Source organism: Ideonella paludis, from assembly GCF_018069865.1.
GTDB lineage: Bacteria > Pseudomonadota > Gammaproteobacteria > Burkholderiales > Burkholderiaceae_C > Ideonella > Ideonella paludis.
Window position 1 is genome coordinate 93949 of the sequence record NZ_JAGQDG010000009.1, and the last position, 22676, is coordinate 116624.

The window sequence follows — 22676 nt, forward strand, 5'->3', positions numbered from 1 at the left end:
CCCATGACAAACACCCCAGCCCCCCGCTTGGCCCTGGCCCGCTGGGACATCTATTGCCGGGTCATCGACAACTTTGGCGACATCGGCGTGTGCTGGCGGCTTTGCCAAGATTTGGCCTCGCGCGGCCACAGCGTGCGCCTGGTCACCGATGACGCCAGCGCCTTGGCCTGGATGCGCACGCCAGGCGGCCAGCCGGTGGAGGTCCTGGTCTGGTCCGCGAGCGAGGCTGCCCCCTTGCCCGGCCCCGCGGCCGACGTGGTGGTGGAGGCCTTTGGCTGCGACCCGCCAGCGGCTCATGTGGCTGCTTGGCGCCAAGCGTCGATACCGCCGGTGTGGCTCAACCTGGAGTACCTGAGCGCCGAGCCTTATGTCGAGCGCAGCCATGGCCTGCCCTCGCCGCAGTGCTCTGGGCCGGGTGAAGGCCTGAGCAAATGGTTTTTCTACCCAGGTTTTACCGAACGCACGGGCGGCCTGTTGCGCGAGCCCGATGTGCAACAGCGCCAGCAGCGCTTTGACGCACGCCACTGGTGGGGCCAGATGGGCGTGCCTTGGCACGCAGCCCTGCGCACCGTGAGCCTGTTTTGCTACCCGCAAGCGCCCTTGCCCGCCCTGCTGGCGGCCCTGCCGGCCTGGAGCGAGGGGGCACCCGTGCTGCTGCTGTGCACGGCCAGCGTGAACGCCATGCTGCTGGAAGAAGCCCTTCAATCGCAGGGCTTGGCGCAGCGCATTCAAGTGCAGCGCCTGCCCTGGCTGAGTCAGGCCGACTACGACCACCTGTTGTGGGCCTGCGACCTGAACCTGGTGCGGGGGGAAGACTCTTTGGTGCGGGCCCAGTGGGCAGGTCGCCCCTTTTTGTGGCAGCTCTATGCCCAGGACGACGGCGCCCACGGCCCCAAGCTCGACGCCTTTTTGAGCCTCCACCTGGCCGGGGCCGAGGGCTCAGCCTGGGCACCGCTGTTGCGCCAAGCCATGCAGCAATGGAATGGCTTGGCGCTAGGCTCGAGGGCTTTGGCGCTGCCTGAGGGGGCAGCCTGGCAGGCCCATGCGCTGGCCTGGCGTGAGCGCTTGAGCCAACAGCCGGATTTGTGCACGCAGTTGTTGGCCTTCGCCCAGCAAAAGGCCCAACATGGGGCTGGTGGCACTGCGCCGGCCTGATAGAATCGCGGGTTTTCCGCATGGGGCGAGCGCGTCACCCAAGGTCACCCGAGGGGTTCTGAGCAAGCTGTTCAGGGCCATCACCGCAGGGATTGCTGCCGCTGGCTTTGTCGTCAGCGCTCCAGCGATCAACCCGCAGGGCGACGACGAGCAAGGTAGCCCCGCCCCCACCACCCGAATCTGGAATTCACCATGAAAACCGCACAGGAAATCCGCGCCGGCAACGTGATCATGCAGGGCAAAGACCCGATGGTCGTGCTCAAGACCGAATACAGCCGTGGAGGCCGCGGCGCCGCCACCGTGCGCATCAAGATGAAGAGCCTGCTCAGTGGTTTCGGCGCCGAAACCGTGTTCAAGGCTGACGACAAGATGGACCAGATCATTCTGGACAAGAAAGAGTGCACCTACACCTACTTCGCTGACCCGATGTATGTGTTCATGGACGCTGAGTACAACCAGTTCGAGGTGGAAGCCGAGAACATGGGTGACGCCATCTCCTACCTCGAAGACAACATGACGGTTGAAGTCGTGTTCTACGACGGCAAGGCCATCTCTGTTGAGTTGCCCACCACCGTGGTGCGCGAGATCCAAACCGACCCCGCCGTCAAGGGCGACACCTCGGGCAAGGTGCTCAAGCCTGCCAAGATCGTCGGCACCGGTTTTGAGATCTCCGTGCCCATCTTCGTGGAAAACGGCGACAAGATCGAAATCGATACCCGCACCCACGAGTACCGCAAGCGCGTCTGATCCCCAGACACCGCACAATCAAGGCACCTTCGGGTGCCTTTTTTGTGTCTGCCGCCTCCCCTGCCATGGGCCACTTCGACTTTCATCACGCGCTGACCACGCCCTTTCGCATGCAACCGGGCCTGCGCAAGCTGGCCGCCGGCGCGCCACAACTCACGCCGCTGCGCCCGGGGGCCCGGCACCTGCGTGAAAAGCAGGCCGTGCTGGCCCATTGGCCCACCCAAGCCCTGCTGCAAAGCCCAGGGTTTGACGCGACACCCGCGTTATGGGCCTTGGCACTGCAGGCCCAGCAAGAACACCCCGAGGCCTTTGAAGTGAGCGAGGACGCTTGGCATGCCCGCCACCTCGGCTGGCGGGTTGATGCCCAAGGTCAGGTGCTGCAAACCCGGGCCTTGTGGCCCGATGCCGGCCCGTGCCTGCAAGCTCTGGCCCCGGCTTGGCGCCAAGCCGCGCTGTTGTGCTTGGCCTTTGCAGAGGACTTTGCCATTCTGGATGCGGCCTCTCAGCGCGTGCACTGGCTGGCCATCTGCCTGCCCTCGCACTGGGCGCCCGAGCAAAAGATTGGCCTGAGCTTTGCGGAGCTTCACGCGCCCGTGGCCGACAACCAGTTCCTGACCTCGGCCAGCGCCCACCTGGTGCGTTTGGTCACTTCGGCCCAGCGCTGGGAGCGCTTTGTGTGGACCATCACCTCACAACCCCGGCTCCATGCCCACCCTCGGCGCATGGACGCCGAGCGCTGGCCGGCGAGCCTGCAGGGTGACAGCCTCGTGGACAGCGCCTGGTGGCGCACCGAGCGCCAGACTTTCATCCCGTTGGTCGAGCGTGGCCAAGCAGTGTTCACCATCCACACCGAGGTTACGCCGCTGCGGCAGGCGCTGCCAACGCCGGAGCACGCCGCCTTGGTCCATGACAGCTTGGCCAGCATGAGCCCGGCTGTATTGGCCTACCGCGAGCTGAGCGCGGTGCACGCCCCGCTGCTGGCTTGGCTGGCCCAGCAAGCCCAAGGCGCGCGGCCATGATGCCGCTGCTCGGGCCCGGCGCATGGGCGGGCTCGCCCTGCTTTGTGCTGCTGAACACCGCATGGGACGATGGCGCTCATTTCATCGCCACCTGGGCGGCGTGGCGGGCGGACGCCCAGCGCCCCCAGCGCTTGGTCTATGTGGCCATCACCCCCACCGCTGCGCGCGAGGCATGGCGAACCGCCCTGCCCCACAGCGCCAGCGCGGACCTGGCCGCGCAGTTGGTTGCTGCCTGCCCGCCCGCCAGCCCCGACCTGCACGTCCTGCAGTTTGAGGGCGGTGCCGTGACCGTGCACCTGGCCGTGGGCACGCCGAAGCACTGGCTGCCGCAGCTGCAACTCAGCGCCAACGCGCTACTCCTGCCGGCACGCGAAGAGGCCGAGCACAGTCGCCTCTTCTCAGCCTGCGCCAGGCTGTCCGCACCGGGTGCGGTGGCCCTGACCCCGGACACCGCCGCCGCCCGCCAAGGCTTGCAAACCGCCGGCTTCATCATCGACCGGTCTACCCGTGGTCTGCTGCGCGCCCAGCGGCCACAGGCGCACGAGCCCGGCTACCGGCCGCTGCCCCCGGCCCCGCGCGGTCGGCGCCCCGCCGAGCCCTCGGGGGCTGCGGTGGTCATCGGCGCCGGCTTGGCTGGGGCGGCCGCTGCGCAGGCCCTGGCGCGACAAGGCCTTCAAGTCACCGTGCTGGAGCAAGCGCCCGAGCCCGCCCAGCGCGCGTCAGGCAATGTGGCGGGGCTGTTCCACAGCGTGGTCCATGCCCAAGACGGCGCCCATGCCCTGCTCTTGCGGGCAGCGGCCTTGTATGCCGCCACGCATTACCCAGGCCTGATGAGCGCAGGCGCGCGTGGTGAAGTGCAGGGCTTGCTGCGTGGCATGTTGGACGACGAAGCTTCGCCGACCCCACCTGCCCAAGGCCCAAAAGTAGAAGCACTGCAAGCCTTGCTGAAGCGGCTCGGCTTGCCCCCCGAGCATGTGCAGGCTGTGGGTGCAGAGACCGCGAGCGCCTTGGCCGGCACAGCCTTGCCCATCAGCGCTTGGCACTGTGTGCAAGCCGGTTGGATGAACCCGCCCAGTGTGGTGCAGGCCTGGCTCACCACCCCCGGAGTGACGCTGCAAACTCAAGCCCCGGTGCAGGCGCTGCGACGAGGCAGCGCCGAACACACCTGGCAAGCGGTCGATGTCCAAGGCGCCGTCTTGGCCGAAGCGCCCATCCTGGTGGTGGCCAGCGCCCAAGACAGCGCGCGGCTGCTCGCCCCTTGGAGCGACGCGGGTGCATGGCCGCTGGAGAACACACGCGGCCAAGTCACGCACATCCCCCCCGCACAGGCCGCCGCGTGGCAGGCGCCCCGGCCTCGCCTCCCGGTGGCCAGCGGCGCCTATGCCCTGAGCCTGCCGGAGGATCTGGGCGGCGGCCTGCTTTGCGGCGCCACCAAGCAATGGGACGACGCCGACCCCACGGTAAGGGCCGAGGACCACCACCACAATCTCGGCCAGTTACAGCCCTTGTTAGGCTGGACCGCACCGCCTGAAGCTGACTGGGCCAACTTAGCCGCGCTGGGCGGCCGTGTCGGCTGGCGCCTGGCCGCGACAGACCGCTTGCCCGTGGTGGGCGCGATCGCCTCCACCGCGTTGGCGGGCATGCGGCAGCTCGAGCAGCCCCGTCATGTGCCCCGGGTGGAGGGGCTTTATGTCTGCACCGCCTTCGGCGCCCGAGGCTTGACCGTCGCGCCCTTGATGGGCGAGGTGCTGGCCGCCTGGGTTACAGGCCGCCCCATGCCACTGCCCAGCCGGGTGCTGGACGCGATCGACCCGGCGCGTTTCATCGCGCGGGCGCAGCGTCAAGGGGTCTGAGGCGAAGGGGTGTCAGCCGCGGCAGGCTCTGCAGCCGCTTCGTCAGCGTCCGGCAGAGGCGGCAGGCCCGCCGCCTTGCGGGCCGCCTTTTCTTCCTTCTTGCGCTTCTTGGCCAACTCGCGTTGGCGCTTCTCGTAGCCGTAATTAGGGGTCGCCACAGGCTGTCCTTGAAGTGAGTAGGAGGGCATCTGCCCCCGAAAGGAGCCTTTGGGCGGCGGCGGCACGCTTGGAGCGTGGCGCAGTCACCGGCATCAGGATACAAGCAAAAAGGAAGGTCTCAGCGCGCGAAGCTCAGCGTGCGCACGCCGGACGGTGTGCCCAACAAGCACACCTGGGCCGCATGGCGGGCAAAGATGCCCACGCTCACCACGCCCGGCCATTGGTTGACCTCGGTCTCCATGGCCAGCGGGTCGGTGATCTTCAGGCCGCGCACATCCACGATGATGTTGCCGTTATCGGTCACCACGCCGGCGCGCACTGTCGCTTGGCCGCCATAGGCAGACGCAAACCGGCGCGCTACCTGGGCGGCGGCCATGGGAATCACCTCCACGGGCAGCGGGAAGTTGCCCAAGGTCTGCACCAGCTTGGATTCGTCAGCGATGCAGACAAAGGCCTGGGCCAAGTCAGCCACGATCTTCTCGCGGGTCAGCGCGGCACCACCGCCTTTGATCATGCAGCCGCTGTGGTCGATTTCGTCGGCTCCGTCCACATACACGGGCAGCGACTCGACCTCCGAGGCCTCAAAGACTTTGATGCCATGGGCTTGCAGCCGCTCAGTGCTTTTCACCGAGCTGGAGACCGCGCCCTGGATCTGGTCCTTCATGGTGGCCAAGGCGTCGATGAAGCAATTCACCGTTGAGCCTGTACCCACCCCCACGATGCTGCCCGGGACCACATGGGCCAGTGCAGCTTGCCCCACCAGGGCCTTGAGTTCGTCTTGCGTCATGGGGCCGGATTATCGCTGGGCGGCAGGCCGCTGACATCGTCGCGCAGGTGAATCTCCACGGCATTGGGGCCACGCTCGGTGCTGACCACCCTGAAGCGCACGGGCGAGCCCGCGCTCAGATCCGCCAACTCGCAGTTCTGCAAGGCGCTGAAATGGAAGAAGAGATTGGTCTGCGCGCCTTCGGGGCGGATAAAGCCGTAGCCCTTGTCGGTGTTGACATTGGCAATCGCCCCCACCGTGGCCTGCAGCAAGAACTGCGGGTCGTCTTGCGGGCGGTTGGGCGGCGCCGCGCCGACCGGAGCCTCGGGCACCGGGCTGGGTGCGCCAGCCTCGCGCACGCGCTGCACAAAGATCTGCGCCACGGAGGAATCCCGCTGACGGCCGCGGCTGTCGATCTCGTCGGCCATCATCACCGGGTAGGTCACCTCGTTGATCAGCGCTTGCGAAGTGCGGGTGGCGATGGTGCGGCCCTCGCGCTGGAACTCAAAGTCCCAGGCCAAGAGCATCACCCGCGTGCCCAGGGTGTTGAGCTTGCGCACCAGGGGCACAAAGTCGCCGTCGCCAGTGATCAGCACCGTCACGTCAAAGTGCTTTTGCACAGCCAGCTCAAAGGCTTCGAGGGCGAACCAGACGTCAATGCCCTTCTCGGAGATGTCGCCATGCGCGTCCGCCGTGACAGGCAGGAAATGCAGGGTGACGCCTTCGCGGATCAAGACATCGTCAAACTGCCGCTCGCGGAACAGCACATCTTGCGCCTGCGCCAGCTTGGCCGGAAGGCGGCCGCGGAAGTAATGGGCGTCGACGATCTGGCAGAAGCGCTTCTCGACGCTCTCTTGCTGCGCGACTTGCTCGCGGATGAACTCGTGCAGGCCGCCAATGGAGAGCCTGGCGCGGCGCTCATGCTCATACAGGTAGTAGTTGGAGACGTGGGAGAGATAGGTACCGTCATAAAACACCCCGATGCGCAAAAGGCCTGGGTGCTGAGATGAGTTTTTCACAGATAAAGGAACAGGTTAAGAAGGTTGGACAATAGAGGGCTGCGAGCATCTCACAAATCGGCCGCTCTTTTTCCCGCCCCGGCCCGGGCTTTGCCGCCCACCCCTTTTTTCTGCACCCATGGCCCTGATTCCCTACGCCCTGACCCGCCCCTTCCTCTTTGGCATGGATGCCGAAGCCGCCCATGAGCTGACCTTGGGCCAAGTGGCCAAGCTGCAAAACACGCCCTTGCAGTGCCTTTGGGCCGAGACGCGGGTGAATGACCCGGTGACCGTGGCCGGGCTGAAGTTTCCCAACCGGGTGGGCTTGGCGGCGGGCCTGGACAAAAACGGCCGCTGCATCGACGGCCTGGGCGCCTTTGGCTTCGGCTTCATCGAGGTGGGCACGGTCACCCCCAAGGGCCAGCCCGGCAACCCCAAGCCGCGCATGTTCCGCCTGCCCGAGAAAAACGCGCTGATCAACCGCCTGGGCTTCAACAATGAAGGCTTGGCGGCCTTTTTGGCCAATGTCCAGCAGGCCAAGAGCTTCAGAGCCCAGGGCGGCATTCTGGGTTTGAACATCGGCAAGAACGCCGTCACCCCCATTGAGGACGCGGCAAGCGACTACCTCACCTGCCTTGACGGGGTGTATGCCCATGCCGACTATGTGACGGTCAACATCTCCAGCCCCAACACCAAGAATTTGCGCGCGTTGCAAAGCGACGAGGCACTGGATGGCTTGCTGGGAGCCCTGGTCGAGCGCAAGGCCAAGCTGGCGGCTCAGCAGGGCAAGTCGGTGCCCATGTTCCTGAAAATCGCCCCGGACCTGGATGCCGACCAGATCAAGGTGATTGCGGCCACGCTGAAGAAACACGGCATGGACGGCGTCATCGCCACCAACACCACGCTGAGCCGCGAGGCCGTCCAAGGCTTGCCGCATGCCGAAGAAGCCGGCGGTCTCTCTGGCGCGCCGGTCTTGGAAGCCAGCAATATCGTCATCGCGGCCCTGCGAGCCGAGTTGGGCAGCGGCTTCCCCATCATCGGCGTAGGCGGCGTGCTCTCAGGGGCTGATGCGGTCTCCAAGATCAAGGCCGGCGCTGACCTGGTGCAGGTTTATACCGGCCTGATTTACCGCGGCGGCCCCTTGGTGAAAGAAGCCGCTCAGGCCCTCAAGCAGGCTTGAAGCGACGCTGCAGCCAAGGGCCCAGCCAAGTATCCAGGGCCAGCTTGCCGGGGCCCCACAGCACCAGAGCGGCCAGCAAGCTGCCCCAGAACAGATGCTGGGTCATGGCCGTCTCTGGGATGTCGCTGAGGCTGATCACAGCCATCACGTTCACCACCGACAGGCCGAGTGCGGCAAAGCGCCCGCCCAAGCCCAGCACCAAGAGCACGGGCAACACGATCTCACCGGCCGTGCCGGCCACGGCCGCCACTTCCGGGGGCAGCAGAGGCACGTGGTATTCCTCGGTGAACAAGAACACCGTGGTCTCCCAGTCGCGCAGCTTGGTCAAACCGGCCATGAAAAACACCTTGGCCACATAGAGCCGTGCGGCCAGTTGCGCCACAGGTTGAAGTTTTTCCAGAGCGCTGCTCAACAGCGTCCAGAGCGTCAGGCTTTTGGCCAACAGTGAAGTCATCAGGTTTTACCTTCAAGTCAGATTAATAAACGGATAGGCGGACGCCCAGCCACCCAGCGCAGCCTGGTCGGGGCGCACTGCGGCTTGGAACCCGTCCGAAAGAGAAATCAGAGGCGGCGCGCGCGGCTCAGCCAAGCCTCACCCAACGCCCGCATCAGCCACGACTGAAAATCAAAGTCCGTGTCTTGAACACCGCCCAGCGCTTGCGCCAAGCTGTGCCCCTCAGCCAAGCCCTGCATGAACTGCGCTTCGGCCTGGGTCACCTCGCTGACGCGGATCTGCCAGCCTTGGCGCCACAGCAGCGTCACGCCCGCGTGGCAATAGGCTGGGGATAACAACTGTGCGACGGCCTCAGCGTCGGGGTGGGCCGCTTGATGGGCCTCTCGCAACGCAGCCAGCGGCCAGGGGCTGTGGATTTGCATCAGGCCCGCCACCAAGTCCAGGCTCAAGGCGTCCGGGTCCACTTCAGCCAATAAGTGCAGGTCTGCGGCCCCTGGTGGCACATCCGCCAAGGTCGCCGCACCGTGCACCGCCCAATCCAGACGGGCGCAATCCGGCAGCCAAGGAAACTCAGCCAAGGGCTCGAAGGTGGCCATCCAATCGGCCAAGCCTGCGCCCCAGCGGCCCAAGTCGCCGACCGTGGGTGGAGACTGCCACCACAGGTCACGCGCCAAGACCTGCATCGCGTCCTCGCCAATCATGGCCGTCACTGTGGGGTAGGCCGACATCAGCGCACGGTGCGCCACCGCCAAGCCGTTGGCGCGATAAGCCCGCAAGCCGGACAAAGCCTGGGCCTGAGCCCGCGGCCCCAGCAAAGCCGCCATGCCGGTGGGCAGATGATGCGGCATCTGCCGCCCCAACACACTGTTCAAAAAGGTCATCTGCGCCAAGGCCTCAGCGGCCACCGCGCTGTCCCCTCGCAGCAGGCTCTGTGACTCGCTCATGCGGCCTCCCGCTGCGGGTGCGCCACCGAGCGGGAGACCCTCTCAGCACGACGGACCTCGTCCAACAAGACGTCCAATTCGGGCACATCGGTGTCCCATTCGATCAAGGTGGGCACCTGACCCAAACGCGCCAGCGCGTGGGCATAGACCTGCCACACCGGCTCGTGGACGCGGCTGCCGTGGTCATCAATCACCAGCACACCGTCGTCGTTATAGCCCGCCAAGTGGATCTCGCCCACCACGCCGGGCAGGAGCGCATCGACCACCGCACAAGCAGCCGCCACAGGGTCGGGCTCGGCCGCGTTCAGCGCATTGACCACCAAGTTGTTGACATCCAGCAGCAGCCCACAGCCACTGCGGCGCGTCAATTCATTCAAGAACTCGGCCTCGCTCATGGTGCTGGTGGTCCAGCGCACATAGGCGGAGAGGTTCTCCACCAAGAGCGGGCGGCGCAGGCGGTCTTGCACCTGCTGCACATTGCGGACCATGATGTCCAACGCTGCCGGGCTGAATGCCACCGGCAACAGGTCCGCCCCATGCACGGGCACCTGCCCAGGGCTCAAGGGTGCACGTGCGAAGGACGCATGGTCCGACACCCGCACGGGTTGCACGCGTTCCACCAAGGCCGCCAACTGATCCAGGTGCCACCGGTCTATGCCCGCAGCTGAGCCCAGGCCCAGGCCAACGCCATGCAGGCTGATGTCATAAAGCTCACGCCCTTGACGCAATACCTCCATGGCCGCCCCGCCCTCGGCAAAGAAATTCTCCGAGTGCACCTCCAAGAAAGCCAGGGGCTCGCGCCGCTCTAGCAGTGCTTGGTAGTGGGGGCTGCGCCAGCCCAAACCGATGTGGCTCATACGATGCGCTTACTTCTTCATCGACTTGGCTTTGGCTTCGTCAGCCGTCATGCCCTTCATCTCTTTGCAGGTCCCCTTCGCGACAAACTTCCACTCGCCCGGGTCGTTGTCCACCTTGGACTGACCGGCGCACGAGTGAGTGCCCGCCAGGTTGGCGCAGTCATTGGCACCGGCTTTGGCAATGCCGTAGCACTTTTCCTTGCCCTTGTCTTGGGCATGCGCGCTGGCCGCACCCAAACCCAAAGCCAGAGCGGCAGCCAATGCAGAAGAGACGATTTGACGCTGATTCATCACGATTTCCTAAAGGTTGAGTTGGAAGCACCGAATCTGGTGCTGAGGATGAGTCGGGCTGGGGTCGCTCTCCTTACACTCGGCATGAAGATTTTTGGAGCCCGACGTCATGGTCGATTTTGCGAAAGAAGTGGAAGCGCTGCGGCCGCAGTTGATGAAATATGCCCGCAGCCAACTGAGAAACGAGGCCTGGGCGGAGGACGCCGTCTCAGAAACGCTGCTGGCCGCTCTTGAAAAGCCGCAGGCCTTTGCTGGCACCTCGCAGCTCAAGACTTGGCTGGTGGGGGTACTGAAACACAAATTGGTGGATCAACTGCGCCACCAAAGCCGCGAAGCCACCATCCTCGACAAAGACGACGCCGAAGACATCGACACCTTGTTGTTTGATGAATCCGGCCATTGGCGCAACAAGCCCGGCGAGTGGACGGACCAGCCAGAAAAGCTGATGGGGCAGCGGCAATTCTTGGCTGTGCTCGACGCCTGTGTGGAGCACCTCCCGCCTGCTCAAGGCCGGGTGTTCTTAATGAGAGAGTGGTTGGAACTCGACACGGAGCAGATCTGTAAGGAGCTGAGCGTCACCTCGACCAACCTGTGGGTTTTGCTGCACAGAGCGCGGATGCGTTTGAGAGAATGCTTGCAGACGACCTGGTTTAGCTCCTGCCAAAACACATAAACATCTCTCAGTTGTCATGAAACCTATGCTTTCGTGCAGGGAGTCTGCCTCCTTGTTGCTACGCGCCAATGATGTGCAACTCAGCATGGTGCAAAAGCTGCAAGTGCGGCTGCATCTGGCCATGTGCGGTGCCTGCACCAATTTCAGCAAGCAGGTCAAAGTGATGAATAGCGCGATGGGGCCCTGGCGCGCCTATCGCAACGAAGACGAGCACGCTGACCACTGAAGGCGGCGCGAACGCAAAAAGGGGTGGCACCTGGCCACCCCCTGCATAGACGTGCGCGGCGCTCAGTGCGGCAGCCGTGCCTTGTCTGCGGCAGGCTTGCGCTGGGGCGCTGCGCTCAGGGGCGGTGGTACCGGTGTGGCGCGGCCGGTGTCGATGTAGAAATTGACGCGCGGCGCAATGGCCGGAAACTCAGTGCCATCGAACACGCGCCGGACTTCACGCTCCAATACCCAACGGATCTTGCCTTTGTTGCCAATCGGCTCCCAGGTTCGAATCATCTGGGTGGACGACGTCGGGCTGAGCCGGCGGGTTTGAACAATATTGGCGCCGTCAAACACCCAGCTCTCGATGGGCGCGCGCGTCTCCGTGCCTGCGGCCAGATCCTTCGAAATGCGCTCGCCGGTGCCGTCTCGGTACAAATAGATCAGGAAGGGGTTGTTGGTGTCAGTGAACAGCCCGCTGTCCCACTGCCGTGCGGCCTGAGTCAGTGTGCCGAACGTGCCGCCGACCAGAGAGCGGGTCACCAAAATCTCTTGCACCCAGGCAGGCTTGCCGGCGACAAAATCGGCCATCAGCCACGTTTCAGCGCCGGTGCTGGTGTCGGTCTTCAGGCGTGTGTAGCCACGGCTGAAACCCGGAAAGCTCAGCATCAGCCAGCCTTGGCTGTCGACAGCGGCAGGCACTGAGGTCCCTGTTCGCGCAAAGACCATGCTGCCCCCAGACACCAGCGTCGTCACATCGACCGCCAGCGTGTTGACAGGCGTTTGCAGGTCCGCACGAGGCAGCTCGGAAAACCCTGCCCAGCGCGCGCCCGGCACCGTGTCCGACATCGAGGCACGTGCGGTCATGCGCAAATGACTTTGGGCCTCCACGACGTCGTCAATCGAGGTGCTCGAGAGCACCAAGCCCGCATCGCAGCCATCGAGGACCACCTGATTGGAGTCCCCACTGATGGCGGTGGTGCCCGACCTTTCGGTGCCCGACTGCCTCAAAAAGGCATAACGGGTCTCCGTGCGGCGCACCGTCACCACCTGGTTGCAACTGTCGTAATACCCGTTGGGCGTATCGAGCACTCGCGGGGTGCTCAGGGTCACGATGCGACGCGTCCCATCATCGGTATAGCTACCCGACATCCGGCCTTCACTGTCCACGATGTCAGCCTTCATCTTGGTGTTGTTCCAGTCCACCAAATAGCTGGCATTGCGGCCGTGGGCGTCCACGTAATAGGCCGTTTGGATCACGGCTGCAGAGGCACTGGCGCCAAGCAAACTGGCGGACACCAACAGCGTCAAGCGCCTTGTGAGCGAAAAAATGGCCATCGGCCTCTCCTTACATGGTTTGAGTGGCGCGATTGTGCAGACTTCATCACGAATCAACATCCCTGATTTCACGGAAGCGTCACGCGGCGCCTATGGCACTCAGTCCAAACGCCCTTGGGTTTGGCGTAGATCGGCCACGCCGCGGAACTCCAGGCAAATCGCCAAGGCCCGCTGAATGGCCTGAACCTGCAATGCCAGCGCCATGCTGGGCTGTCCGGGCCTGTGGACCACCTGCTCGGGCAGCCAAGGCACATGGATGAACCCCGCCTGCACGCCGGGCCGGCCCGCGCAGGCGTGCATCAGCCCATAGAACACATGGTTGCAGACAAAGGTGCCGGCGGTTTGAGACACGCTGGCCGGCAGACCCGCGTCGCGCAGGCCCGCCACCACCGCCTTGATCGGCAGGCTGCTGAAATAAGCTGCCGGCCCTGAGGCCAACACCGGCTCATCCACCGGCTGTGCCCCGGCGTTATCCGGAATGCGGGCGTCATCGACATTGATGGCCACCCGCTCCACACTGATCTCGCTTCGGCCGCCCGCTTGGCCAAGGCAGATCACCAGCGCCGGCGCTGTGCTGTCCAGGGCCTGCTGCAGCACGTGCAGCGCAGCCCCAAATGCACACGGCAGGATGCGGGCCTGCACCCGATACGCCCCCATCTGCGTGCCATCCAGGGCCAAGGCGATGGCTGCGCTGGGGTTCAAGGCATCGCCGGCAAAGGGCTCAAAGCCCGTGAGCAAAATGGTGGGAGCGGTCATGTGCATTCCTGCAATCTGGGCGGGGAACTACCCGTCTTTCTGGGGCTTGATTCTCGCTTTTGGGCGCACCCCGTGCCTCTAGCATCAAGATAGCTCTCAAAGTGCGGCATGGTGCGCACTGGGCACGGGGTTGTCGGCCTATGTCTGATCTGTCTGAATTGTCTTTGGTACCGCGCGACGAGGAGTTGGTGGCCGCCGCCGCAGGGCCGGCCTATCCGCAAGCCTTCGCCTGGCCCACGCCGCCCTATGCAGACTACGCGGCGGCGGCACCACAGAGCGACGCCCAGGCCTGCGAGATTGAAGGCATGAATGGCAAGTCGCAGCAAGCCTTGATGACGCTGTTCGACATCCAAGCCGGCGTGGTGCATGTGCAAGTGCCGCCCTCGCGATCCATCATGCCGCTGCGCATGACCCACTTTCGCCGGCTCACGCTCACCGAGCCTCTGTTGCCCCGGCCCGCAGCCAGCGGCTCCAAGGCGGTCGCGCTGGAAGGCTTCCGGCTCGCGGTCGATTTTCAGATTCGATTGACGGGCGGCGGTGAGTTCAAGGGCCGCACCGTCGGGCATGTGGAAAACCCGCTCGGCCTGTTCTTGTTCGAAAAGCTCGATGACGCTGGCGCTGTGCGGCGCATCTTCTTGCCGCGAGGCGCTTACGAACAAGCGCGCATCGGCGAATTGGTGGGCGAGCTGCTGGTGCGCCAGAACACGGCCTCACCGGCCCAGATCGCCCAAGCAATCGCCGAGCAAAAAGAGCTACGCGCGCAGAAAGTGGGCGACATCCTCATCAACCAGAAGGTGGTGTCGGCGAATCAGTTGAGCGAAGCGCTGGACGCGCAGTCGCGCATGCGCATGATCCGCATCGGTGAAGCGCTGATCGGGCTGGGCTTGATCAACCAAGAGCAATTGGACGCGGCGCTCGCGCAGCAGCAGGTGCAGCGCACCGTGCCGCTGGGTGAGCTGTTGGTGCGCGCCGGCCATATCCAGCGCAGCGACCTGCGCTTGGCCCTGGCGCGCAAGATGGGCTATCCGGTGGTGGACGTGGAGGCCTTTCCCGTTGACGCCCAGGCGCTGCGGCTGGTCAACATCACGGCCGCCAAGCGGCTGGGCGTGCTGCCCCTGCAGGTCTTGCCCGGCCGCCTGGTCGCCGCCATCGAAGACCCCTCGCGCCGCGACGCCATCGACGAGTTGGAGTTCATCGCGCAATGCAAGGTCGTGCCGGTACTGCCGGCGACCGATGATTTGATGCGAACCATCGTCAGCACCTATGCCCGTTATGGCTTCGAGGACACGCCTGCACCGATGCTGGGTGAAGCTTCTTTGGTGGGCTCAGGGTTTGAGGGCGGTGTCACCGACACCTTGCTGGCCTCCTTGGACGATGCCGGCGCTGCCGCAGCCCATGACCAGGCCGACGAAAAGCCGATTGAGCAGGCTGACAACACCTTGGTGCGCCTGATCAACACCATGATCGTGGACGCCCACACGCAAGGCGTCTCAGACATCCACATCGAGGCGGTTCAAGGCAAAGAAAAGGTGCGCATCCGCTTTCGGCGCGACGGCATGCTCAAGCCTTATGTGGAGCTGCCCCACACCTATCGCAATGCCTTGATCGCGCGGATCAAGATCATGTGCGACCTGGACATCTCCGAGCGCCGCCGCCCTCAGGACGGCAAGATCAATTTCGCCCGCTTTGTGCCGGGCTGCCCCATTGAGCTGCGCGTCGCCACCATTCCCACCGCCAACGGCCTGGAAGACGCGGTGATGCGTATCCTGGCCTCGGCCAAGCCCATTCCGCTGGACAAGCTGGGCATGTCAGAGCGCAATCTGCGAGAGCTGAAGGCCGCCATCGAACGCCCTTACGGCATGGTGCTCTGCGTCGGCCCCACGGGCTCCGGCAAGACCACGACGCTGCACTCGGCGCTCAGCTACATCAACACGCCTGAGCGCAAGATCTGGACGGCCGAAGACCCGGTGGAAATCACCCAGGCCGGGCTGCGCCAGGTGCAGGTCAACCCCAAAATCGACTGGACCTTTGCCAAGGCCTTGCGCGCGTTCTTGCGGGCCGACCCGGACGTGATCATGGTCGGTGAAATTCGAGACGGTGAAACCGCCGGCATCGCGGTGGAGTCTTCGCTGACCGGCCACTTGGTGCTCTCCACCCTGCACACCAACAGCGCGGCAGAGACCATCACCCGGCTGTTGGACATGGGCATGGACCCGTTCAACTTTGCGGACTCTTTGCTGGCGGTGCTGGCCCAGCGCCTGGTGCGCCGCCAATGCCCCAAGTGCCTGACCTCCAAGCCCGCCACCGGCGAGCAAGTGGAGGAGTGGCTGGACGATTACCTTCACGCCTGGGCCGGCCATGCTGAGGCGCCCTCTCGCGACAGCGTCTTGGCGGACTGGCTGCAGCGCTTCGGCAAAGATGGCCAACTGCAAGCCTTCCACAGCCCGGGCTGCGACCACTGCGACCACACCGGCGTGCGCGGGCGTGCCGGCATCCATGAGCTGCTGACGGTCTCGCGTAATTTGCGGCGTTTGGTGCAAACCGGCTCGCGAGCCGAAGAGTTGCACCGTCAGGCCATGATCGAGGGCATGCACACCCTGCGCCAAGACGGCCTGGAGAAGATGCTGCAAGGCATCACCTCGATCGAGGAAGTGCGCGCCACCAGCAATGTGTGAAGCGTGGCCCGGCTTCACAGCCCGGCCACACTTCAATTCACCGCCTCAAACCGGGCGCCACTTGACGCGCGACTTGGCGAAGATCTCCGCCAGCTTGCCGGACGAGGCCAGGCCATTCATGGCCGCCTGAAGGGCTTGGGCCAAGTCCACAGCTTCAGCCTTGACGGCGCAGCCGACCGCCCAGCCTTCTTTCATGCGGGGCACGGGCAGCGGCTCGATGGCATAGCGATCATCGCCCGCCAACACCGACTCCAACTCAGAGGCATGGCCAGCCGCCGCCGCCACCTCGCCGCGTTGCAGCGCCTGGGCCGCTTCGACCCCGTCTTTGAGCTTGGTGACGAGTTGCTCGCGGTAAGCACCGCCGTCTGCCCCGATCAGCAGCCAGCCGGCCAAGGTCTGCCCCGGCACTGCGATCTTCTTGCCCTTAAAAGCCTCCAGCGAGTCCATCTGAGGCACATCTGCGAGCCTGCGCGCCACCATGACCCGCTCGCGGTAGTAGGGCGCAAAGATCTGGACGCGCTTGTTGGCCTCCATCAGAGGCCGGTCCACCGGCACATGCAGCATCACATCAGCGGGGCCAAAGCCCAGGTAGTGGCCGCGCCACACCAAGTTGCGCAGATCGTCGTTCATGTTTTCGTCCGCATTGAACGGCAACAGCGACAGCTTCAGCCCCAAGGCCTGCGCCAAGGCCTCGGCCATGTCCACCTCAATGCCTTTGCCTGCCACATGAAACGGCGGCAAGTCGTTGTAGACCGCCACGCTCAGGCGACCCGACGCCCGCAGCTTGTCCAAGGTGGGCGTCGGCCCGGAAGCCGTTTGCGCACCGGCCGCCGGCAGCAGCCCACCCAAGGCCAGGGCAGCGCCACCGCCCAACACATGACGGCGTTGAATCTGAGACATCAGCAACTCCAGACGAAAACAATGAAGGGCGATTAAATCTCAGAGCGGCTTTTCGCGGCGGGTTTCCAGATAAGCCTTGATGGACCACATGGCTTCTTGCGACAAGGTGCCTTCAAACGGAGGCATGTAGACGGCACCGTTGCGGACGCGGCCCCGGCGCGCCGTGGTCAGGAAGAACTCATCGATTTCATTGACGCAGGCTTGCTTGCGCTTGGCGTCCTTCAGATTGGCACATTCCCCATCCAGCTTGCGCAAGTCCGGCGCAATGCCACCAGAGATGGCTTCCAGGCCATGGCAACGCGCGCAGTTCTGGTTGTAGGCCGAAGTGCCAATCTTGATGGCTTCGGCGTGGCCCCGGTAAGGGTTCTCAGCGCGCCAAGCCTCACCGAGTTGCGGCAAGCTCTTGGTGTCCACAGCCTGCGGCGTGACATCACCGTGGGCACTGGCGGCGCCTGCGGCCAGGGCCAGCACAGTCATTGAGGCCAAGCGAGCCAAGCTCAGAGAAGTGCGAGAAGTGATCATCTGTGTCTCCTAATGATGGTGTAAACCCGAAGTTTTGAGCGGTTTGAAGGCTGTCAGGCACTAAATCTGCAAGGGATGTGCCAGCTTTGAGTTTGGGCGTCTATGCATGGTTTGAGACTTCAGGCCATCGGGGAGAGTCCTAGTCAAAGTGTCCCGGTCTGGCACGCAAGCCGGTCCTTGACCGGACGATGACACAGTCGTACTGTTCGCCTGTTCAATTTAAGAGCAATTCGGAGACAAGCCGGTCGCCCCTTGGGGCCGGCGCCTTGGAGTATCTGCATGGCAGCTTTTCTGCCGCCCGGCGCGCACAGCGCGGGCCAACGTCGTGGGACCGAGTCCACCAGTCGCAGCGTGGCGCGTTCCGGGCCCTTTGGGCCGTCGCACACCGAAGCGATCGAGCATTCGCATCAACGCTGTGCTGCTTTGGGGCTGTCGCGCATTGAGCGGCCCGACTTCTCGCCCCTGGGTCGCACCGACCTCACCGTGGCCAGGGAGCGCAATCTGCGCCTCTACAGCCACGCCGCGCCGGTGATGGAGATGCTTTACGAGCAGATCGTGGACACCGACTCCATGGTGGTGCTCACGGACGCCACCGGCACCATCCTGCACTCCACGGGTGATGATGACTTCCTGGGCCGGGCTGCCAAGGTCGCCCTGGCGCCCGGGGCCAATTGGTCCGAGGCCGCCAAAGGCACGAATGCCGTGGGCACCGCCTTGATGGACGAAGTGCCGACCCTGGTGCATGCTGAAGAGCACTTCATGCATGCCAACAATTTCCTGACCTGCTCGGCCGCACCCATCCTCGACCCACGCGGCAATATCTTGGGCGTGCTGGATGTTTCAGGCGAGCAGCGCAGCTATCACCAGCACACCATGGCGCTGGTCAAGATGTCGGCCCGCATGATCGAGAACCACTGGCTGACGGACGACTATCGCAATGTGATGCGTCTGCACTTCCACAGCCGGGTCGAGTTCATCGGCACGCTGATGGAGGGCATTTTGGCCGTCTCGCCCGATGGCAAGATCGTCGGCGCCAACCGCGGCGCCCTCGAACTGTTGGGCCTCTCGGGGGCCGCCCTGCGCATGCACTCGCTCAGTTCGCTGTTTGGCACCGCCATCGGCAGCTTGGTGGACCGTTTCCGCTCACCATTGGCCGTTCCGCTACCGGTTGAGATGAGTGATGGCCGGCAGTTTCATGTGCTGGCCAAGTTCAACTTTCCCGTGTGGTCTCACCCCGACACGCCGAGCGACGAAGCGCGTTCCACCTTGCGGCAATCAGCCTCCGCCGCTGAAGAGGCCACGCTGCGCCCAGCCCCAGCGGCTGAACCCAGCGCAGAGAGCGCCACCAGCGGCCTGCGGCATCTTCAGACCGGCGACAGCCACATGGATACCGTGGTGGACAAGGTCCGCCGGGTGCTCAACCGGGACATCCCCATCCTCATCTTGGGAGAAACCGGCACCGGCAAAGAACTGCTGGCTCGTGCCATTCACCAAGACTCCGAGCGCGCCCGCCAGCCCTTTGTGGCGGTCAACTGTGCGTCCATTCCCGAGACCTTGATCGAGGCCGAACTCTTCGGCTACGAAGAAGGCGCCTTCACCGGTGCGCGCCGTAAGGGCTCGGTGGGCAAGATCGTGCAAGCCAGCGGCGGCACCTTGTTCTTGGATGAGATCGGCGACATGCCCCTGCAGTTGCAAGCCCACCTGCTGCGCGTGCTGCAGGAGCGTCAGGTCACGCCGCTGGGCAGCACCAAGTCGGTGTCGGTCGACGTCAGCATCATCTGCGCCACCCACCGCAATCTGCGCGAGATGATCGCCGCCAAGCAGTTCCGCGAAGACTTGTATTACCGGCTCAATGGCTTGGCCGTCAAACTGCCCGCCCTGCGAGAGCGCCATGACTTGATGGTGCTGACGCGCCGCATCCTCGAGCGCCAGGCGCCGGGCAAGCGGCTGGAGGTGGCAGACGACGTGCTGCGGCTCTTCCGCAGCTATGCCTGGCCCGGCAATATTCGGCAGCTCTTCAATGTGCTGCGCACCGCCGCGGTGATGGCTGCGGGCGATGCGCTCATCACCCGGCACCACTTGTCGGATGACTTCTTGGACGAGGCCCAGCGCGCCGCCGCTGCCGCCCCCACCAGCACTGCGGATGCCCAAGCAACGGCAGCACCTGCGCCCGTAGCCGCGCCAGTTGTGCCGCCCGTTGCTGCGCCGCACTCTGCACCGCCAGAGACGGCGATGGCTGGCTCCGCGCCCACCGAGCCCTCTGCGCCCCGCTCCTTGCAGGACATGGAAATCGACGCCATTCGCCAAGCGGTTGACGCGGCCGGTGGCAACATCTCCGAAGCCTCCAAGACCTTGGGCATCAGCCGCAACACCATCTACCGCAAGCTGCGCTGGAAGTAAGGCACCCTACTCTTCCTCGATCTGCCGCCAAGCCCGCTGCCAATTCAAAGCATGGCGCGGGTGCTCGGCCCAGCCGGACGGCAGGCCGGGCCAGCGCGCAGGGGCGTCGGTTTCCAGGCCGCCGCCGGCTTGTCTGGCGCGGATCGTCCGTGCCAGTGTGTCCAGATAGTCGGCAGACTGGGCCAACAAAGCCGGGCCTTGGGCTGAGCCCTGCTCTGGCAGCCAGGTCAAGGCATTGCCATCGTGACGCACCAAGGCGCTCAGGTGCTTCAGGCTGGCTTGCAAGGTGCGCAAGTCGGCGTCGCGCAAATCGGGCGGCCCATCCGCCCACAAAAGGCCGGGCGCCGACCAAAGTGCAGCGCGCTTGAGCCGCCACACCAGCACCGGCTGCTGAGGCGTTCGCTGCAGCCTCCACCACACCCAAGGCCCCAACTCGCCGTGATCGCCTGACACCAAGCCGCCCGCCATGCCTTGCTCACCGGGCACCGTGACCACGCTGTCAGCGCCCAGATCCTGGGCCGCCGCCCCCATCCGCACCTTCAAGCGCTCCTCACAATGGGCACACTGCTGGTGCATGGCCTCTGCCACGGCTTGATGAGCCCAGAGGGCAGCCCTCGGCCAAGCCCTGTTGCCCAGCACCAGCTCGGGCCGAGCCCAGGGATTGACGATGTCGCTGACCTGCCAGCCGGTTTGCTGGGCAAGGCTGCAGGCCAAGGCTTGGCCCATCTTCGGCGACGGCCCGCTGCCCAAGAGCCACACCCGCCCCTCGCTGGGCACCTGCACCGCCATCAGGGCCGACACCCGGCCGCGATTGGCAGCATCGGCATCACCCACCTCACCGGACAGCCAATACGCCTGATCGGTCAAGCGCTGCCACACCAAGCCATCAGTCGAACAGGGCGCGGCCCACACTGGGCACAGCCACAGGCTGATCAGCAGGCCGACGGCCCAACGACACTGTGTCAACATCGAACACTCCTCTCTGCCCTGGCCAGGGCCGCTGTCACATCGGCGGATCATCGCCAGGTTTTCTGAGGGGCGACCCTCAGTCTCATCACTCAATTCGTCCTCGGAGTCGCCTCTGAGCCGGCGGCACAAGAATTGCACTGTGTGTCAGTTATTGCTCACATCGAGCCACAACGCACAGCGCACCCGCTTCATGCTCTTGACCGACATCTTCGCACCTGCGCCGGGAGAACAACGCCCATGAAGGCCGTGATTCTTCAAGGCGCACCCAGCGCCCCGCCGCCCCCTGCTGCCTTAGGGCACGCCGCACGCACCTCGCGGCGCAGAGGCACAACCATGAGCCAAAACGCCAGAGACACAGCGCCCACCAGCCGTCATGGTGTTGTGGCGTTGTCCGACACCGGCGCGCAATGGGTGCTGGTCAACATGGCCGCCAATGTGGCCGACCGCCTGCAAGCCGATGCTGCCGCCAGCAACCACATTGGCTGGTGCGAGGCTCAGCACCGCGCCATCGTGTTGACCGATGCGCAGGTGGACCATGTGGCTGGCTTGCTCTCGCTGCGAGACGGCAGCCCCATCGACCTCTACGCCACCCCGGCCGTCTTTGAGGCCTTGAGCCGCAGCCTGCCGGTACTGCCCGTGCTGCAGCATTACTGCGGCGTGCACTGGCACATCATCCCAGTCGCGGGTGAGACGCAATGCGCCAGCTTCCGCGTTGAGCAACTGCCGCATCTGGAGTTCACGGCGCTGGCCACCCAGGGCCCGACACCGCCCTACCTGGCCGAGCATGAAACCCAATCCGCCGCCGGGCACAGCATTGCCATTGCCGTGCGCGACCGCGACAGCGGCCAGCGGCTGTTCTGCGCGCCAGGCGCAGTGGCCCTGGGCTATACCGAGCTCGACTGGATGCGCAGCGCCGACTGCGTGTTGATTGACGGCCTGACCACCTGGCCCGCCGATGAGCCCGAAGACGACTGGCAAGCCCGACGCAAAGTGCTGCTAGGCGTCCCCCCGCGCGCGCAAGGCGGGGCTTGCCCGGATGGCTTTGAGTGCGCCAGTGATGGCATGGTGATCGACCTTTGACACCATGCTCCACATCGACACCCTGACCAAGCGCTACGGCCAGCGCACGGCGCTGAATCAGCTCAGCCTGCGCCTGCCTGCGGGCCAGTTCACGGCCTTGCTGGGGCCCAACGGCGCGGGCAAATCCACCTTGTTCCAAGTGTTGACGGGCTTGTTTGTGGCCGACGCGGGCGAGGCCGTGGTGGCGGGGCATTCCCTGCGCACCGAGGCAGTCAAGGCCCTGAAGCACATGGGCGTGGTCTTCCAGCAAATGTCGCTGGACCTGGACCTCAGCGTGCGCCGCAACCTGCAATTCCATGCCGACCTGCACGGCCTGCCCCGCCAAGTCGCGCAGCAACGCATCCAAGAGGGCTGCGAGGCCTTGGGCACGGCCGCTGACCTAGACCGCCCAGTGCGTGAACTCTCTGGCGGCAACCGCCGCAAGGTGGAGTTGGTGCGCGCACTCCTGCACCGCCCGGCCGTGTTGTTGATGGACGAGCCCACCGTGGGACTGGACCCCAAGTCCCGCCGCGACCTGCTGGCCGCCGTGAAGGCCGACGTGGCCGCCCGCCAAACCACGGTGCTGTGGGCCACCCACCTGGTCGAAGAAGCCGAGGCCGCCGACCGCGTGGTGGTGTTGCATAAAGGTCAGTTGCTGGCCGATGGTCGGCCCGACGACGTTCAAGTTTCCCTCGGCGGCGCCAGCTTGGAAGCCGCCTTTATTCACGCCACCCAATAGATCTCACCCAGGAGA

At 64.8% G+C, this 22676-nt stretch carries 23 protein-coding genes; 11 read left to right on the plus strand and 12 right to left on the minus strand.

Annotated elements, in window-relative coordinates:
* The first annotated feature begins 3 nt into the window (after nucleotides 1-3).
* The 4 genes from earP (at nucleotide 4) to mnmC1 (ending at nucleotide 4774) form a co-directional block, all read left to right on the plus strand.
* Entirely contained in the window at nucleotides 4-1155 is a 1152-nt protein-coding gene (earP, locus tag KAK11_RS20170; protein ID WP_210811290.1) for an elongation factor P maturation arginine rhamnosyltransferase EarP, read from the plus strand.
* Nucleotides 1156-1347: 192 nt separating this feature from the next.
* Nucleotides 1348-1902 (plus strand): elongation factor P, encoded by a 555-nt coding sequence (efp, locus tag KAK11_RS20175; protein ID WP_210811291.1) that lies wholly within the window; start codon nucleotides 1348-1350, stop codon nucleotides 1900-1902.
* Between the two features lie 44 nt (nucleotides 1903-1946).
* A complete protein-coding gene (locus tag KAK11_RS20180; protein ID WP_210811292.1) occupies nucleotides 1947-2921 on the plus strand; it encodes a heme-dependent oxidative N-demethylase subunit alpha family protein in 975 nt (324 codons plus the stop codon).
* Nucleotides 2918-4774 carry an FAD-dependent 5-carboxymethylaminomethyl-2-thiouridine(34) oxidoreductase MnmC1 gene (mnmC1, locus tag KAK11_RS20185; RefSeq protein ID WP_210811295.1) on the plus strand — a complete coding sequence of 619 codons (1857 nt, stop codon included), beginning with the start codon at nucleotides 2918-2920 and terminating at the stop codon, nucleotides 4772-4774. Before KAK11_RS20180 ends, mnmC1 begins: the two co-directional genes overlap by 4 nt.
* On the opposite strand, the gene KAK11_RS20190 is transcribed toward mnmC1, so the two are convergent.
* From KAK11_RS20190 to KAK11_RS20200, 3 genes are all read right to left on the minus strand, one after another.
* Nucleotides 4762-4932: a hypothetical protein gene (locus KAK11_RS20190; protein ID WP_210811296.1), complete on the minus strand. Its 171-nt coding sequence runs from the start codon at nucleotides 4930-4932 to the stop codon at nucleotides 4762-4764. The genes mnmC1 and KAK11_RS20190 overlap by 13 nt on opposite strands.
* Nucleotides 4933-5051: 119 nt before the next feature.
* Nucleotides 5052-5720, minus strand: a complete 669-nt coding sequence (gene rpiA / locus KAK11_RS20195) for a ribose-5-phosphate isomerase RpiA (protein ID WP_210811297.1) — start codon at nucleotides 5718-5720, stop codon at nucleotides 5052-5054.
* The gene (locus tag KAK11_RS20200) at nucleotides 5717-6718 is read right to left on the minus strand and encodes an NYN domain-containing protein (protein ID WP_210811298.1); all 1002 of its coding nucleotides are present in this window, start codon (nucleotides 6716-6718) and stop codon (nucleotides 5717-5719) included. The genes rpiA and KAK11_RS20200 overlap by 4 nt, the downstream gene beginning before the upstream one ends.
* Before the next feature lie 118 nt (nucleotides 6719-6836).
* Between KAK11_RS20200 and KAK11_RS20205 the strand changes: the two genes are divergently transcribed.
* The gene (locus KAK11_RS20205; protein ID WP_210811299.1) at nucleotides 6837-7877 is read left to right on the plus strand and encodes a quinone-dependent dihydroorotate dehydrogenase; all 1041 of its coding nucleotides are present in this window, start codon (nucleotides 6837-6839) and stop codon (nucleotides 7875-7877) included.
* Here KAK11_RS20205 and KAK11_RS20210 read toward each other — a convergent pair.
* From KAK11_RS20210 to KAK11_RS20225, 4 genes are all read right to left on the minus strand, one after another.
* On the minus strand, nucleotides 7864-8331 hold the full coding sequence (locus tag KAK11_RS20210; protein ID WP_210811301.1) for a DoxX family protein: 468 nt from the start codon (nucleotides 8329-8331) through the stop codon (nucleotides 7864-7866). The two genes, KAK11_RS20205 and KAK11_RS20210, sit on opposite strands and share 14 nt — an antisense overlap.
* Nucleotides 8332-8438: 107 nt before the next feature.
* A complete protein-coding gene (locus tag KAK11_RS20215) occupies nucleotides 8439-9275 on the minus strand; it encodes an HvfC/BufC family peptide modification chaperone (protein ID WP_210811302.1) in 837 nt (278 codons plus the stop codon).
* Entirely contained in the window at nucleotides 9272-10132 is an 861-nt protein-coding gene (locus KAK11_RS20220; protein ID WP_210811304.1) for an MbnB/TglH/ChrH family RiPP precursor modification enzyme, read from the minus strand. Before KAK11_RS20220 ends, KAK11_RS20215 begins: the two co-directional genes overlap by 4 nt.
* A gap of 9 nt (nucleotides 10133-10141) precedes the next feature.
* Complete coding sequence (locus tag KAK11_RS20225) at nucleotides 10142-10423, minus strand: BufA1 family periplasmic bufferin-type metallophore (protein ID WP_210811305.1); 282 nt, start codon at nucleotides 10421-10423, stop codon at nucleotides 10142-10144.
* Between the two features lie 109 nt (nucleotides 10424-10532).
* Here KAK11_RS20225 and KAK11_RS20230 point away from each other — a divergent pair, with 109 nt between their 5' ends.
* Nucleotides 10533-11096 carry a sigma-70 family RNA polymerase sigma factor gene (locus KAK11_RS20230; RefSeq protein ID WP_210811307.1) on the plus strand — a complete coding sequence of 188 codons (564 nt, stop codon included), beginning with the start codon at nucleotides 10533-10535 and terminating at the stop codon, nucleotides 11094-11096.
* A gap of 25 nt (nucleotides 11097-11121) precedes the next feature.
* Nucleotides 11122-11322, plus strand: a complete 201-nt coding sequence (locus KAK11_RS20235) for an anti-sigma factor family protein (protein ID WP_445666946.1) — start codon at nucleotides 11122-11124, stop codon at nucleotides 11320-11322.
* 62 nt (nucleotides 11323-11384) lie between these two features.
* Here KAK11_RS20235 and KAK11_RS20240 read toward each other — a convergent pair whose 3' ends face one another.
* Both KAK11_RS20240 and pcp read right to left on the minus strand, forming a co-directional pair.
* Nucleotides 11385-12641, minus strand: a complete 1257-nt coding sequence (locus tag KAK11_RS20240; protein ID WP_210811310.1) for a hypothetical protein — start codon at nucleotides 12639-12641, stop codon at nucleotides 11385-11387.
* A gap of 99 nt (nucleotides 12642-12740) precedes the next feature.
* Entirely contained in the window at nucleotides 12741-13397 is a 657-nt protein-coding gene (gene pcp, locus KAK11_RS20245) for a pyroglutamyl-peptidase I (RefSeq protein WP_210811311.1), read from the minus strand.
* 140 nt (nucleotides 13398-13537) lie between these two features.
* Here pcp and KAK11_RS20250 point away from each other — a divergent pair, with 140 nt between their 5' ends.
* Complete coding sequence (locus KAK11_RS20250; protein ID WP_210811312.1) at nucleotides 13538-16072, plus strand: GspE/PulE family protein; 2535 nt, start codon at nucleotides 13538-13540, stop codon at nucleotides 16070-16072.
* Between the two features lie 45 nt (nucleotides 16073-16117).
* Here KAK11_RS20250 and KAK11_RS20255 read toward each other — a convergent pair whose 3' ends face one another.
* Both KAK11_RS20255 and pedF read right to left on the minus strand, forming a co-directional pair.
* Nucleotides 16118-16972 carry a substrate-binding periplasmic protein gene (locus KAK11_RS20255; RefSeq protein WP_210811313.1) on the minus strand — a complete coding sequence of 285 codons (855 nt, stop codon included), beginning with the start codon at nucleotides 16970-16972 and terminating at the stop codon, nucleotides 16118-16120.
* Between the two features lie 39 nt (nucleotides 16973-17011).
* Nucleotides 17012-17494: a cytochrome c-550 PedF gene (pedF, locus tag KAK11_RS20260; RefSeq protein WP_210811314.1), complete on the minus strand. Its 483-nt coding sequence runs from the start codon at nucleotides 17492-17494 to the stop codon at nucleotides 17012-17014.
* A gap of 279 nt (nucleotides 17495-17773) precedes the next feature.
* Here pedF and KAK11_RS20265 point away from each other — a divergent pair, with 279 nt between their 5' ends.
* A complete protein-coding gene (locus KAK11_RS20265; RefSeq protein ID WP_210811315.1) occupies nucleotides 17774-19894 on the plus strand; it encodes a sigma-54-dependent Fis family transcriptional regulator in 2121 nt (706 codons plus the stop codon).
* A gap of 6 nt (nucleotides 19895-19900) precedes the next feature.
* Here KAK11_RS20265 and KAK11_RS20270 read toward each other — a convergent pair whose 3' ends face one another.
* Nucleotides 19901-20863, minus strand: a complete 963-nt coding sequence (locus tag KAK11_RS20270; protein ID WP_210811316.1) for a hypothetical protein — start codon at nucleotides 20861-20863, stop codon at nucleotides 19901-19903.
* Between the two features lie 333 nt (nucleotides 20864-21196).
* Here KAK11_RS20270 and KAK11_RS20275 point away from each other — a divergent pair, with 333 nt between their 5' ends.
* Together KAK11_RS20275 and pedB are read left to right on the plus strand one after the other, a co-directional pair.
* Entirely contained in the window at nucleotides 21197-21943 is a 747-nt protein-coding gene (locus KAK11_RS20275; protein ID WP_210811317.1) for an MBL fold metallo-hydrolase, read from the plus strand.
* A 4-nt stretch (nucleotides 21944-21947) separates the two neighbouring features.
* Nucleotides 21948-22661, plus strand: coding sequence for a lanthanide ABC transporter ATP-binding protein PedB/LutE (pedB, locus tag KAK11_RS20280; RefSeq protein WP_210811318.1), 714 nt, complete (start codon nucleotides 21948-21950; stop codon nucleotides 22659-22661).
* Nucleotides 22662-22676: the final 15 nt, after the last annotated feature.